Raw genomic sequence first — 13,878 nt, forward strand, 5'->3', positions numbered from 1 at the left:
TCTCCACCGGTATCTCCACCGGTATCTCCACCGGTATCTCCACCGGTATCTCCACCGGTATCTCCACCGGTATCTCCACCGGTTCCATCAGGTATTGATGTAGAATCATCTTCACTTAATGATTCGTTACACCCGACCAGTGTTAGACTCAATGAGCCTGCTAAAAGCAGTGCTAAAAGTTGTTTTGCGTTCATTTTCCTTACCCTTATTGTTGGTACTTTCCTTTACATCCGATATGGTGTTTGCATTCGGATCAGTGCATAAGATTTAATTGTAATATAATAACCATTATAGGTAGTATCTCCAGCAGAAGATGTCACAGCTCCTAAAGCGGAACATTTTAATTGTTCTTCATCAGGTATAAAATTAACAAACCCAGATGATAATGGGTCTGGATCTACATCTGTAAGAGTCAAAACTTTACCTATAACCCAGTTCGCAATTGGTACTTCTAATCGTTTACACCAATCAACTTCAATCTGTAACAAATTAGCATCTTGAATGTTTAACTTTTGGCTGCTATTAATCGTTTTCATTGTGGGTTTGCGGTATATTAAATTATCGTTAGGTATTTCATTTATTACAACACCGCCTTCATATCGACGGCGTTCCTTAAATTCATTAAAAACTTCTGATGTTGGGTTCAAAACAGTTATTTTTGAACCCAACTCTAAATAACCTTTGGCTTTAAAATAAGCTGCAGCTACATCAATTGCATTTGGATCGTCTCCCGTATCTGCCATAAATAAGGGCATCATGCCTTGGGCTAATGCATCTTTCATTTTACTCATATCACCATGGTTTAAAGCACCGGAACGCGCTGCATCAAATGTAGCTGCATTGAGAGTTATTTTATCTTTGTAAACAAGAAGCCATTGAATTAATAGCATTATGAGTACTAAAATTAAAGGGGCTAAAAACGGCAACGTAATAGAAAACTCAATCATCGATTGCCCCTTTTGGTATTTAAGCTTAGATTTAAATAATTTCATATTACATCCCTGTATTCTTCTCACCTGTTTGTAATCTCATTAATTGTAAAAATAATTCATCCATTTGTATTTTTACTGGAGACTTAGGATCTACATGCTTTTGGGCCTCAATTAAAACATCAGTTGATTGACGCATTCTCGCAATTGCTAGGTTATACCATGCCTTATTATGTTCTGGATCAAGCTGTATACAGTGTTGATAAGCACTAATTGCGGCATCTAGTCGAGCACTACGAGTGTATATATTACCTAATCTAAACCAAGCTGGAGCATAGTTATCCTTGTTTTTTATTAATGTTCGATACAATCCTTCGGCCATATCTAAATGTCCTGCAATGTAAGCAGACTCAGCTCTATTTTCCAGCTCAACTAGATTTACACTATTTTTTTTCTCTGAATTTTTTGTAGAGCTACAACCCGTTAAGAAAATTATCAAACAAATTAAGTATATATTTTTCATCTGTGATTTACCTTTTGAAAAATTAATAAATCCCCTTCTTTAAAGTTACTTGTTGATAAAGTACCTGATGGAAATTCTAAAGTTTTATTTGCTTTGTTACATGCACTCAGGCGCCAAGGCTTAATATTTTCTACAATTTTGATTATTTTATTCTCTTTATTTAAAAAAACTATATCGAGATCATATTGCATCCAAAAAGTATGTATTGAGTTACAGGGTTCAATTAACATACCCTCGTTAATATTTAATTTTCGACCTAACAAACCTCTTAACCTAAGGAGCCAAGTATTTGCATGAAAAATATTAAAGCTATTTTTATTCTTTATTAGAGTGAGTTTATTCATTTTTATAGGTCGTACATAAATTTCATGACTATCGGGAAAAACAAGATCATAAATGTAACTGGAAATATAAACATTATTAATGGGAATACTAATTTAACAGGCGCTTCAAGCGCTTTTTTCTCAGCTCTTTGAAAGCGCTCTACTCGCCTCTGATCTGACTGAACTCTTAGTGTTGCACCTAAACTTGCACCTGTTCTTTCTGCCTGTGCCAAAGCACTGACTAAATTATTGACTTCTGAGGTTTGTACACGTTCAGCCATAGCCCTAAATGCATCAATCTTATTGACACCAGCTCGTAAATCACGTAACACTTTGCCAAATTCGACTTTGAGGGCACCTTCAGGACCTTTGTCTACAGCTTGGCTAAGCCCTCCGGTTAAATTTAAACCAGCTTCTACAGACATAGTTATAAAATCCAAATATACCGGCAGAGATTTAACAATAGCTAATTGCCGTTTCTTTTTAAGGTCATTCAAAGTCAAGAGCGGCATAAAATAACCAAACAGGGAACCATAGAGCAAGTACAGTAAACTGATAGAATCAAGCATTGCACATATTAATAATGTAAATAAAGTACATAAAATAGAAGAAACAACGCGCACACCAAAATATTCTTCTGGTGTTAAAATATAAGATACACCCGATATTTGTAATTTTTTCCCTGTTTTTTCTAAATACTCAATAGATAATCTTTCACCTAAGTAATAAGCGGCCAATTTAACAAAGGGCCATATAAGTTTAAGAGATGGTGGAAGCGGATCCATAAAGCTTCTAGACTCTTCAGGTATAGAAACTTTAATTTTATAAGCGCTATAAAAAAATAAACAAAGCGAAAGCCCTGAAATTATTATAATTAAAATCATTTATTCTTCCCTATACGTCAATATTTACTATTTTGCGTATGAAAGTGTACCCAAGATAAAGCATAATAGCGGTAATCGCACATACCGCCCACCCCATAGGCTCAGTGAATAAACGTACCATATGAGTAGGTTCCATTTGATAAAGAACTAAACCTATAAATAAGGGTAATGCAGTCATAACAATACCTTGCATTTTCCCTTGCCCCGTTAATGAGTCAATTTTACCTTCCATTTCTAACTTACGTCTCAGTGTATCTGCGAGTCGCTCTAAAGTCTCGGCTAAATTACCACCAATTTCTTTGGAAATCTGCATACCCGAAACAACAAGCTTAAAATCAAGCTCTGGCATTCGTTCAAGCATGTTATCAAGGCCTGTATTAAAATCAACTCCCAACCTCTGCTCTCTTAAAAAAAGTGAAAACTCTTGACTTAAAGGGGCGTCTTGTTCTTGGACCATTACCTCTATAGCATTGGTTAAACTAGAGCCTGATCGCATTGAGGCACATACCATATTGAGCGCATCAGGCAATTGCTTAATAAAAAGCTTACGTCGCCTTGTCTGTAAGAATTTATAAAAATAAGGTGGTAAAAAAGCAACGATTGTTACAATAATAATTGCTAAAACGACTGCGCCCGTATAGGCCCAGATAAAAGTGAATAATATGACCATGCCAACTATGTTGCCTATAAATAGCTTTTGCGGTTCAATAAACAAAAACATATCTGACAGATTATTGGTTGCTGTATTTGTAAATTTTTCTCTATACTTTTCTGCTAAATCTCTAGAAACAAAGTTACCACCGTATACCAATAAGGCTACGGTAATACCTACAGTAATCATTATAAATAGACTATTCATCATCGGATCCTACTTTAAATATCCCTAGGTCTACATCAATGCCTCTATCTCGAAGTTTTTCATAAAACTCTGGTATCATTCCTGTAGGAAGATAGTCACCTAATACTTTTCCTTCTTTACTATAGCCTGTCTGCTTAAACTTAAATATTTCAGCTAACTGTAAAATGTTACTTTCAACTCCAGTAACTTCGCATATAGAAGTTACTCTACGAGAACCATCACTAAAACGAGATTGCTGAACAATCATATTAACTGCAGACCCAATTTGCTCTCTTATAGCTTGGATTGGTAAGTCCATCCCTGCCATCATAACCATAACTTCTAAACGTGATATACAATCTCGAGGGGTATTAGCATGCGCAGTAGTTAACGACCCATCATGTCCCGTATTCATAGCTTGAAGCATATCTAACGCTTCACCCCCACGACATTCACCCACAACAATTCTATCTGGTCGCATTCGTAAACAGTTTTTAACTAAATCTCTAATTTCTATTCCGCCTTTACCTTCTTGGTTAGGCGGTCTAGCTTCTAAAGAAACGAGATTAGGTTGATATAATTTAAGCTCAGCTGCATCTTCTACGGTTATAATTCGTTCATCATCAGGAATGAAGTTTGATAAAACATTCAAGAGTGTTGTTTTACCAGAGCCTGTACCGCCGGAAATAACAACATTCCGCTTATTTACAACGGTCATTCGTAAAAATTTAACCATCGCTGGTGACATAGAGCCAAAATTAACAAGATCCTCAGCTTCTAATTTCTTAGACATGAATTTACGGATAGTAATACATGGGCCTTTAAGTGCCAAAGGAGGAATGATTGCATTTACACGCGACCCATCTTTAAGTCGTGCATCAACCATAGGTTGACTTTCATCTATCCTACGACCTAAAGGAGTAACTATTCTTTCAATTGCACTTAAAACAGCTTGATCGTCTGTAAATGCAATATCAGATAGATAAAGTTTCCCTGCTTTTTCATAAAAAATTTCGTCGTGTGAGTTGACCATTATTTCTGAAACATCAGGATCATTGACTATATTTTCTAAAGGACCTAATCCAACAGTTTCATCTAATACTTCTTTGCATAATTCTTGATAGTCAACATTTACTGGTATGTGAAGTTTGAAAACGATTGATTCTATTAAAGCCTTACTTTGAGACCTTAATTCATCATCGCTCATTTCAGAAACATTTACACGCCTGAGATCAATTTGCTTGATTAACTCTCTATGAACTTCTTTCCTAAGTTCATTACGTTTCTTAATTCTTAAGCGAGTTTCGTCATCATCATTTAACACGGCAGCTTTTACTTCTACAGACTGACTTTTCGTGTCAATTTCAACAGTTTCTTTAACATCTGGAATATTATTTTTTGAAATGTCAGGTTTCGATACTTGTCCTTGGTTTAATGAATCAAAACCTTCACCAACTTCTACACGTATGTGGTAACCGCCTATCTCGATTAAATCCGTGGGTTTTAAAGGACCTGCCGATTCAATTTTTTTTCCATTAAGTTGAGTCCCAGTTCTACTTGCACGGTCCTCTAAATAAAGACCATCATCATTTAAGTAAAGTTTAGCGTGCTCTTTAGATACTTTGAACCCATGTAAACTCACGCTATGTTGCTTATCTTTACCGATAGTACATATTTTTTCATTGCATTTTATACGACCAACAGCTAAGCCTTTAGCTGTAGTAACTATTACATCAAACATTAGTATTTCCTTAATCTAATATATAAAATGCTTTGAGCTTATCTGCCTCATCAATCATTTCTTGGGCACGTTTTAGTCGCTCTTGATGTAACTTACTTTCTACAGGTACAATTTGAGGTGTTACAAGAATAACTAACTCTGTTTTGTTATCTGCAAAATCTCTTGACTTGAATAGTTCGCCTAAAATTGGAATAGATCCTAAAAATGGTACTTTAGAAACAGACTTAGACATTTCACTTGAAACTAAACCTGATATAACGATTGTATCGCCACCTCTTACGTTGACAACAGATTCAGTCTCTCTAGTTTTAAACCCCGGAATTCCATTAACTTGAACAGAAGCATCAACAGAACTTACTTCAGCACTAATAAAGGAAACAATGTTTCCAGATTCATCTGATACAGGTTCAATTTCTAACTTAATACCATATTCTTTAAATTCTACGCTCGGTGCTCCATCTGCAGAAAGTAAAGGAATAGGAACTTCGCCTCCAGCTAAAAAGCGTGCTTTTTCACCACTTCGAGTACTAAGTGTTGGTTGGGCTAGCATGCGAGCATCACCTTGCTCAGATAGTAATTGAATTTGGGATGATAAGCCTGTAACAATACCAAAGTGTGAAAAGCTGTTAGAGCCCACCAAGGTATCGCCAATTTGTCCTATTATAGAGTCTGAAACAGTCCCAGGCGAATACGTAGAAAACAAATCATTACTTGTCCAATTGCTAACAGCGCCAAACGCTGGTCCTGCAGCGCTAGATCCCCATTTAACCCCTAAGTTTTTTAGCGTCTTTTTACCTATTTCAACTATTTTTACATCCATACGGATCATATGTTTAATTTCAATCTCTTTTTTTGAAACTAACGATGTTAAATTAGGAATTATTTTGGCAATTGCAGTAGCTTTTTCGTATGTTTTACTATCAACATTGCCTTCCAATACGGCTAATCCACCAACCTCTCTTACTGTTAGGGTGGGTATATCCACAATTAAACGTTGTACTTTATCTACTAAAGCAGTCAAATCAACAGAGTGGACAGATACATTAATTTTAATACTATTATTATTTAAGTCCCAAATTTGTAATTGTGTTTCACCAGCCTCCTCTGCTATTAAGAGTATATTTTCATCATCAATTACTTTCGCACTCACGACACCTGATTTCGCCAGGGCGATTCTTGTTACGCCATCAATAGGCAGTAAAGTTAACGTTCCTACCTTCATGTTAATCTGTTCAAGATTACTTGCATTCACATTAAAAAATATAAAAACAAAAGACATTAGTATTATCTTTATACTACGAACCATATTTTGTATTCCTTTACGACTTATAAGTTATTATTATTTTTTGAAGTTAAACTATTACTATTATTAGGCTCTTTTACATATGATTTAACTGATTTTGCAATATTGCCAGAGCCACCAATTATCATTTCTACTTCACGTTCTTTTTTATTAGATGGAAATAAAGATGAAGAATCTATATTCGTTTCTAATACTACCAAGTCGTCATTTCTATTGCGTAATAAAGCAACAAACTTTCCATGCTCTTTAGCCAAACTCACACGACCGGCATTTAGTAGGGAAACATCTAAAGTAACGGTACTATAATTAGTTGGGTCTTTGTAAATTTCATTAACTAAGTCTTTATTATCTGCTGCTGTGATTTTGCCCGTTGCTAATACTTTAACTCTCTCAATTAATAAATCTAACTGTGGTGTACCTTTAGTCTTTTCAGATAGTAAGTATAAATCTACTTTATCACCAGCCACTAACATCCCAGCATTAGAGTTATTTTCATCTATTTTTATCGTAACAGCACGTCTACCATCTTTCAGCATATCTGAAAACTGGTCAAAACCTTTACCAGGTAAATAGGGTCTAAGTAAAGGCTGCCCTGTAGATAAATTTTCTAATAACATTTGTCCTTCAACTTCAGGGAATTCATTTGGGTTTAAATACCCTGCTGGCAAATAGTCAGAAGGTATCTGCCTTACAGCAACCATTGACTTATCTATGATACTTCCTTTTACTAGAGATCTGGTAACAACAACAATAGGTACTTTAATAACATCATCTTGGCTGTAGGTAACTCTAAGCTGTTCTTCCTTTAATTCCATATATTTTCCGATAGAGAAGGCGGCGATTAACCCTAAAATCACAGATACCGTCAATAAAACCCAATTTTTGTTGAGTAAATTTTTTATTTTCATTGTTCTTCCTGACTATTAAAACTCTCAATATCATCTGGTAAAGGTGGTAAAGCCTTTGCATAGCTATAGTTACTATAAGAGCGCTTAAATTTAGCTGATAATATTTCCATGATATTTTTACCTTGATATTTTTCTAACCAATTGCTACTTGTAAGCTCATTATTAGGAACCGGTAGAAGTAATGCCATTATTAACCCTATTGAAATAATTAAATACTCAACCGTGGCTTGTCCTTTATTATTTTTATTCAACATCGACTCTTACCACTGTTATCATTGTTTTAGAACTTGAGCTATCAAATACTATATTAATGTTATTTGGTCCATTTCTAGCTAAAAACACACCACTTTTTTGATTTTTACTATAAACAGATTTATCTACGGCCCAGTTGTATTTACTGTAGTATTCATGATAAAACGCTAGGTTTTTTTTCACTGACAATCCGTTCATCATTATTAAAGTACTTGATTTTTTTGCACCATCTAGTGATTTAATCTCCCTAATTAAAGTTGTGTTCGAAGGTTTAGGGAAATGATTTAACGATTTATCAAGGACACTAAATTTACTATCCAAATCAGCTGAAGTTGCAATAAAGCCATATGATATATTTTTTCCGGCTGAACGTAATTTAGCTGTATAAACAACATTCTCTATAACAGCATTTATAACCTGCCAGTTATCTATTGTGACATGTGAGAACTTTGTGCTTTTATCTTTCCACTCGCTTGTAAAAAAATCTAAATTAAAATCAATACTTCTTTTACTCTTAAAATCCCAGGCTCTCATTTTTACACCATCAACAATCATTCCATCAGACACTATTTTAATTGTTGAATCATCCGGAAAGCTTACTTGTGCCGAAACACTTGAAGTTATTAATAGCGAAATTATAAAGAATAATTTTGTTAAATTAATCATTTTTCATTTCCATTTACATTATTTCCTTTTCTTGATGTAGGTAACTCTTCAATCTTCACCAAACCAAATTGTAATGAATCTGAATTTAATTTTTTGGCAATTGGCACTTCCGATATTCCATCTCTAACAGTATCTAAAATACTAAAATCTAACAAGTTTGATGGAACTAAGGATCTAACTCGTTTCTCATTATGTTCTTGCCCACCAGCATTCCAACCTGAAGCTAAAAGATAAGTAGTTGAGCTAATAAGGAATTCAAACTGATGTGGACGTTTGTTTTCATCTTCAGCATCACTGTTTTCAGGTTCTTCCTCCAAATCTTCATTTATAAACTCTAACAATTTATGACTAGTAACCTGTGTAGTAAAGTTCGCTTTATAAAAGCCTTTTTTTTCCACATCAAAATTACCTATTTCAAGCACAGATAAGGCACCTGAAATAAAAGAAGATATAGTGCCTGGGACAGAAGTATTAGTCATATCATTGTTAAAATAATTATATAAACTGGCATCTTCTTCACTAGAATTGTAAGGCGCTAATAAAAACTCTTCTTCTGCTTGGCTTGATTGATTAAACTTCAAAAATTGTGCAGATTTATCTTTATTCCATATGATATCGCTATCTTGTTCTGAAGTTATTACGGAATTTTTACCGCTTAGGATTCTCCACGGTATATCAGCATTAACAAGTTGAGTACTTTTTATAGCTAGTGATGAATTATCACCTGACCAGTTACCTGGCCGATTTTCAAGCCAAGCAGTTCGCTCCCAAGCAATATACCTAGAAGACATTTGAGCATAATGCTTAGCTTCAATAATGTTACTAAAATACGGAATAAGCAACATTAAAGGTGCTATAATAAATGCAATAAAAACACTCACTTCCACAAGCGCTTGACCTGATTGTTTATTCATAATCCCTCACAAAAGTAGAGCTAGAGCACTAAATATTCTTCTTTCATCTTTAGTTGTATCATTTAGTGTAACCTGCCAATATGGATTGTACATATTTCCATATTCCCATTTAGAATCAGGTCTTTCCCAAAGTTTAGAATCTCTAAAAAAATAAATTTTTGCTTTACTTAGAACTGTGATTCTATCTCTTGGAATGTCCATTTCTTCCTCTATGTCAATATCAATTAATTTTGTATTAGCTTTATTCTCTGTACCAACTTTTAATTTTTTTGACGTTCTAATATCTTCAATATCCTTTGAAATAACCACTGTCAGCATTGGCGCTACATTTTGCCTATTCGTCGATTTTATATCATAGAAACTTTGAAGACCTGAATAAGCACTATTCATTGCAGTTTCGTTATCAGATGCAAAGCCTGAAGAAGTCCCATTAGTCGCTCTTGAACTCCCGTAATAACTGTTACTTGTATATTCATCGGTACTTTTATCACTTCCAGCATGGCTTGCTCCCCAACCAGTTGGGATTTCTCCTCCACGCCATTTACATCTCCAAGAACAACTAAAAGTTTCAAAGTGAAATCCAAGCGTGTCCATAGCGCTCCAAACTTCTGCATCACTCCCATTCTTAAATAACTCTGTTCCACCAGCTTGTTTAGTCTTAAGCCTATCGTTAAGTACCTGTATGGTAAACGGAAAGTCCCAATTGAAACTTCTTTTTTCAGTGAAAGGATCAACTGAGTTTGTAATTAAATTGAAGTGTTCGTCATACCGACCAGAATCATCATCTCTATCAAAGCGCCCTTGAAAGTCCACCCAATCATTTGCTATATAGTTAGACACACCAACAGCCGAAGCAACATCAACATACGCATCTGGATCATTTTTATTTAGCACTTTATTTGATGTTTCAACAAGAGCAACCATCGAAGCTGAGTTCATAAGCATTTGCGAGGTAGATAAGGCTGTGTTTACAATATCAGTTAATACCACTGCAGCTTCTGTGGCAGGCTGTAATACTTCATTTATTGCTGTAAGAACTTCTTCAACCCCAGCTGTTATTTGCCCAACAATTGGAATGATAGAAGTTACTGTAGCGAGATTTTCGCCTCCTTTTTGCGCCATATTACCCCATGACGATAATCCAACATATTGCGCAACAGCGACATGATTAGCAACCATTGCCCTGTTAGTATAAGCTTTGAAGTTTAAGTCTCTTGCTAGTAATTGTGCACCACTTAAAGAAGTTGCATCTGCACTGGTTTGAAGTTTTGTTTTATTTAAATTTTGTTGAGATACGTTAAATAAATAGAGCATTGACATTACAATGCTAGCTAAAAAAACCGTACCTAATATAAGGGATTGGCCACGTTCCTTGTTCATAATAATATCCATTTAAAATACGCTAGAGTTATCTAGCGTATTATATTATCTAATCAATAGTGTCTGAGCTACCATCACCTGAACCACCACCATCTGAACTATCTTCCGCCGCACCATTTGCGCCTTCATTATAATTACCTAAGTTGTAGTTTTTGTTTGCAGTAACTGAAGCACTAACTGCAGCAGCTTTCGCATTTGCAATTTGAGAGCCAGAATCATTCCCTGCAATTTCAGTTGCTAGTGCAGCTACTTGATTACGAATAGTTTTACCAAAAAAACTATATACACCTATTGCCGATACAGCTATCAAAGCAACTATAATAATGTACTCTGTCAAACCTTGACCTAGATGTTTTTTTTGTAACATTTTTCACCTCAGTTTAACTTTAGCTACCACCACCGGCACTTGAAGTGGCTGCTTTATTACCGCCCTCGTCAAAGTTACCTAAATTGTAATCTTTATTTGCATTTAATTCTGCAGCGTCAGCTGCAGTTTTAGCTGCTTGTATATTCGCTGATGAATCCTGACCAGAAACTTCTGATGCAAGAGCAGAAACTTGGTTACGTATAGTTTTACCAAAAAAGCTATACACACCGATTGCTGAAACAGCTATCAGAGCAACAATTATGATGTACTCAGTCATCCCTTGCCCTAGTTGTTTTTTATTCATCTTCATTTTTTACTCCTTGTACGTTAATTGATTGTCAATTATATAGGCATATTATCTAAAAATAACCATCCTTTTGGAGGGTTTTATGTAATGAAGATATTTTAGCTACTAAAGAAGTCCTACTTTTAACATCTGCTTTTGAAAAGATATTTTTTATATGAGACTTTACTGTTGTCTCTGATATACATTTATTAGTAGCTATTTCCCTGTTGGTGCAACCATGTAAAACTTGTTCAATTATTTGCAATTCACGCTTTGTAAAACCGAAAAAATTATTATCCTCTATTGTTCTAGCATTATCTTTTATAGCTGTATATTGCATACTAGGTAAGGATATTATTAGCTTAGACAAAGTTATCCTATCAAACCAAAAACCACCGTTTAAAATCGTTTTAACAATTAACTCAATACAAGTATGTTCATCCTTTATCCAGATAACACCTTTATAACCTAATTTAAAGAGTTTCAACTCAGCTTTATAATCAATTGAGTCATCTATTATAACTAGGCACTCTCTAGCATTACTTCTAATAAATTCAATATCAGATATCTTAGCCACTATATTGCACTTCAGCCCTGAACGTTTTATTTCAAGTATGTATGTATCAATTATCCCTTGCCTCATCAAAACGCTCCTTATTTTTTACACCCTGTATAAATACATATTCAGATTTTTCTACTTTAATTCAAATGTACCTTAAGTTGCAACTATTTTTCCTAGCTGATATATTTGAAAAAAATCATAAGGACTTTGATGAAAATGAAAAAAATATCCCTTCTATCTTTAGCACTACTACTCAGTAATTCAACAATAGCCAACACAATTGCACAAGATAATTATAACTTTGCTTTTAATAAAGGGCATATCGTAGACACTGGCAATAAACCCGATCTTAACTTTGAGGTTAACAGTTCTAAATCAATAACTTACCAAGCAGCTTTCAGTAAGTATATTAATGTTAATTACAATAATTATAACAACGCACTTTTTGATTTTAACTCGATTAAAGATAGCTTTTTAAAAAACGATTTCAATATTGTTAGTTCATGTGAAGGGATTCGGTGTGGGAATACTATTGAAAATGCTATTAAAATACATTCATCCAACTTTATTAGTGATAAACTTAAACAGAAGTATTTTCTCATAAAAAAAGATGATACATGGCAAATGTTACATTTAACGTCATATGAGAAAAATTCTTTTATTTTTTTCAGAACAATGGAAAAGGTATTACCATCTATTGGAAACAAAAAACTTATAGTGGCTGATTCTGAAATTTCTATAGTAAACTTTAACACTAACACGACGTCACTTGATGTTGTTACTCAATCATTTCTTATTGACTTTGCCGAAATAAATGTTAATAACAAAAATAATTATTATATTATTGGTCATACTGATGATGTTGGCTCTCCTGACTATAATTTATCATTAGCTATGAAACGTGCAGAAACAGTAACACAGTTCTTAATTAATCAAGGATTATCTAAATCCAGATTAGAAGTGGATACTGTTGGTGAATTAGCTCCATTATTTCCAAACTCTTCACCATCAGGCAGAGAGAGAAATAGAAGAGTAGAAATAATTACAAGGACTAATAAATTATAATTACCTAGGTTTAAATCTTAAGTGCACAATTTATATAGGTAAAAAAATGATCAGATTCACGTCCTAAATAAATTAGTTACTTTAGAGCTTAAACCTTTAGATTAAAACTGATTCAACATGCCGGCGATATTTAAAGTTACTTTCTTACGTAATAAATAGTATTTATTAACGATTGACCAAATTAACTATCTCAATACAGTACTTAGTCATAAAGAGTAATATCACCCTAAAACTATCGATTCAAGTTTAAACAATACTGAACCCTTAAAAAAAGACTGAACAGATTTAAAAAACAACCAAAAAAAGAAATTACGATTAAAAAGGTGAACGTAAATCCATAAGTTTAATTGTTACGCCATTTTGCATAAATAACAAACAGAAGATTTAGCCTTACTTTACTTAGTCTATCAGGTGCGATTAAGATTTTGAGAGGATTTATTAAAGGGAAATTAAAAAACCGAACTTTAAGCTAAGCTTGCTAAGATAAGCTCAGTTCGGTTTGATTGGGAGTAAAGTTTTAGCGTAATGTAAATAACGTTTAAAACTTAAAAGTGCCAGTTAAGCGTACGCTACGCGGTGTTCCAGGTTGAACCCACACATCTGCAAATGAGTTAGTGTAGTAGGTTTCATCAAATAAGTTATCAACCTCGGCGCGTAAACCAAATGATTTAGTTACATCAACATCTACAAACGCGCGCGCGGTTGTGTAGCTCGGTAGTTTAAAATCGGTTCCAAAAAAGCCGTTTCGTGAACCTACATAAACCAAGCCACCGCCATATTTAGCAGCTTTACCATAAAGCTCTGTTGATTTAACAAGCTGTAAACTAACCTGATTCTCAGGAATATTTAACAGTGAACTTCCCGCATCTACATTAAAACCAAAATTAGCATCAAAAAACGAATTTTGAATAGTTGCATCAACATACGCATACGACAG

At 34.3% G+C, this 13,878-nt stretch carries 18 protein-coding genes; 1 reads left to right on the forward strand and 17 read right to left on the reverse strand.

The annotated features are described in order from the left end of the window. From L647_RS1000000125725 to L647_RS0101135, 16 genes are all read right to left on the reverse strand, one after another. On the reverse strand, positions 1–194 hold a 194-nt coding region (locus L647_RS1000000125725; protein ID WP_033024181.1), incomplete at its 3' end, for a hypothetical protein. 30 nt (positions 195–224) lie between these two features. Next, positions 225–992: a TadE/TadG family type IV pilus assembly protein gene (locus L647_RS0101065; protein WP_033024183.1), complete on the reverse strand. Its 768-nt coding sequence runs from the start codon at positions 990–992 to the stop codon at positions 225–227. A gap of 1 nt (position 993) precedes the next feature. Next, positions 994–1,452 carry a tetratricopeptide repeat protein gene (locus L647_RS0101070; protein WP_024609559.1) on the reverse strand — a complete coding sequence of 153 codons (459 nt, stop codon included), beginning with the start codon at positions 1,450–1,452 and terminating at the stop codon, positions 994–996. Next, entirely contained in the window at positions 1,449–1,796 is a 348-nt protein-coding gene (locus L647_RS0101075; protein WP_024609560.1) for a DUF192 domain-containing protein, read from the reverse strand. Before L647_RS0101075 ends, L647_RS0101070 begins: the two co-directional genes overlap by 4 nt. A 2-nt stretch (positions 1,797–1,798) precedes the next feature. After that, a complete protein-coding gene (locus L647_RS0101080; protein WP_024609561.1) occupies positions 1,799–2,659 on the reverse strand; it encodes a type II secretion system F family protein in 861 nt (286 codons plus the stop codon). A 10-nt stretch (positions 2,660–2,669) separates the two neighbouring features. Next, on the reverse strand, positions 2,670–3,518 hold the full coding sequence (locus L647_RS0101085; protein WP_024609562.1) for a type II secretion system F family protein: 849 nt from the start codon (positions 3,516–3,518) through the stop codon (positions 2,670–2,672). Continuing rightward, entirely contained in the window at positions 3,511–5,238 is a 1,728-nt protein-coding gene (locus L647_RS0101090; protein ID WP_024609563.1) for an ATPase, T2SS/T4P/T4SS family, read from the reverse strand. Before L647_RS0101090 ends, L647_RS0101085 begins: the two co-directional genes overlap by 8 nt. 10 nt (positions 5,239–5,248) lie before the next feature. Continuing rightward, positions 5,249–6,517, reverse strand: coding sequence for a pilus assembly protein N-terminal domain-containing protein (locus tag L647_RS0101095; RefSeq protein ID WP_253948825.1), 1,269 nt, complete (start codon positions 6,515–6,517; stop codon positions 5,249–5,251). A gap of 47 nt (positions 6,518–6,564) precedes the next feature. Further along, positions 6,565–7,449 carry a Flp pilus assembly protein CpaB gene (cpaB, locus tag L647_RS0101100; RefSeq protein ID WP_024609565.1) on the reverse strand — a complete coding sequence of 295 codons (885 nt, stop codon included), beginning with the start codon at positions 7,447–7,449 and terminating at the stop codon, positions 6,565–6,567. Beyond that, a complete protein-coding gene (locus tag L647_RS0101105) occupies positions 7,446–7,703 on the reverse strand; it encodes a hypothetical protein (protein WP_024609566.1) in 258 nt (85 codons plus the stop codon). Before L647_RS0101105 ends, cpaB begins: the two co-directional genes overlap by 4 nt. Then, on the reverse strand, positions 7,693–8,367 hold the full coding sequence (locus L647_RS0101110; protein WP_024609567.1) for a hypothetical protein: 675 nt from the start codon (positions 8,365–8,367) through the stop codon (positions 7,693–7,695). The genes L647_RS0101105 and L647_RS0101110 overlap by 11 nt, the downstream gene beginning before the upstream one ends. Next, positions 8,364–9,281 carry a hypothetical protein gene (locus L647_RS0101115; protein ID WP_024609568.1) on the reverse strand — a complete coding sequence of 306 codons (918 nt, stop codon included), beginning with the start codon at positions 9,279–9,281 and terminating at the stop codon, positions 8,364–8,366. Before L647_RS0101115 ends, L647_RS0101110 begins: the two co-directional genes overlap by 4 nt. A gap of 6 nt (positions 9,282–9,287) precedes the next feature. Then, positions 9,288–10,661 carry a Tad domain-containing protein gene (locus L647_RS0101120; protein ID WP_024609569.1) on the reverse strand — a complete coding sequence of 458 codons (1,374 nt, stop codon included), beginning with the start codon at positions 10,659–10,661 and terminating at the stop codon, positions 9,288–9,290. A 49-nt stretch (positions 10,662–10,710) separates the two neighbouring features. After that, positions 10,711–11,028 (reverse strand): hypothetical protein, encoded by a 318-nt coding sequence (locus tag L647_RS0101125; protein WP_024609570.1) that lies wholly within the window; start codon positions 11,026–11,028, stop codon positions 10,711–10,713. A 19-nt stretch (positions 11,029–11,047) separates the two neighbouring features. After that, on the reverse strand, positions 11,048–11,332 hold the full coding sequence (locus L647_RS0101130; protein WP_029880332.1) for a hypothetical protein: 285 nt from the start codon (positions 11,330–11,332) through the stop codon (positions 11,048–11,050). A gap of 55 nt (positions 11,333–11,387) precedes the next feature. Further along, positions 11,388–11,957: a LuxR C-terminal-related transcriptional regulator gene (locus L647_RS0101135; RefSeq protein WP_024609572.1), complete on the reverse strand. Its 570-nt coding sequence runs from the start codon at positions 11,955–11,957 to the stop codon at positions 11,388–11,390. 129 nt (positions 11,958–12,086) lie between these two features. On the opposite strand from L647_RS0101135, the gene L647_RS1000000124905 reads away from it, so the two are divergent. After that, positions 12,087–12,941: an OmpA family protein gene (locus L647_RS1000000124905; RefSeq protein ID WP_024609573.1), complete on the forward strand. Its 855-nt coding sequence runs from the start codon at positions 12,087–12,089 to the stop codon at positions 12,939–12,941. Between the two features lie 538 nt (positions 12,942–13,479). On the opposite strand, the gene L647_RS0101145 is transcribed toward L647_RS1000000124905, so the two are convergent. Further along, the coding region (locus L647_RS0101145) for a TonB-dependent receptor (RefSeq protein WP_029880334.1) at positions 13,480–13,878 on the reverse strand (399 nt) is incomplete at its 5' end.

It is taken from the genome of Pseudoalteromonas sp. TB64 (genome assembly GCF_000498095.1).
In the GTDB taxonomy this organism is placed as follows: Bacteria; Pseudomonadota; Gammaproteobacteria; order Enterobacterales; family Alteromonadaceae; genus Pseudoalteromonas.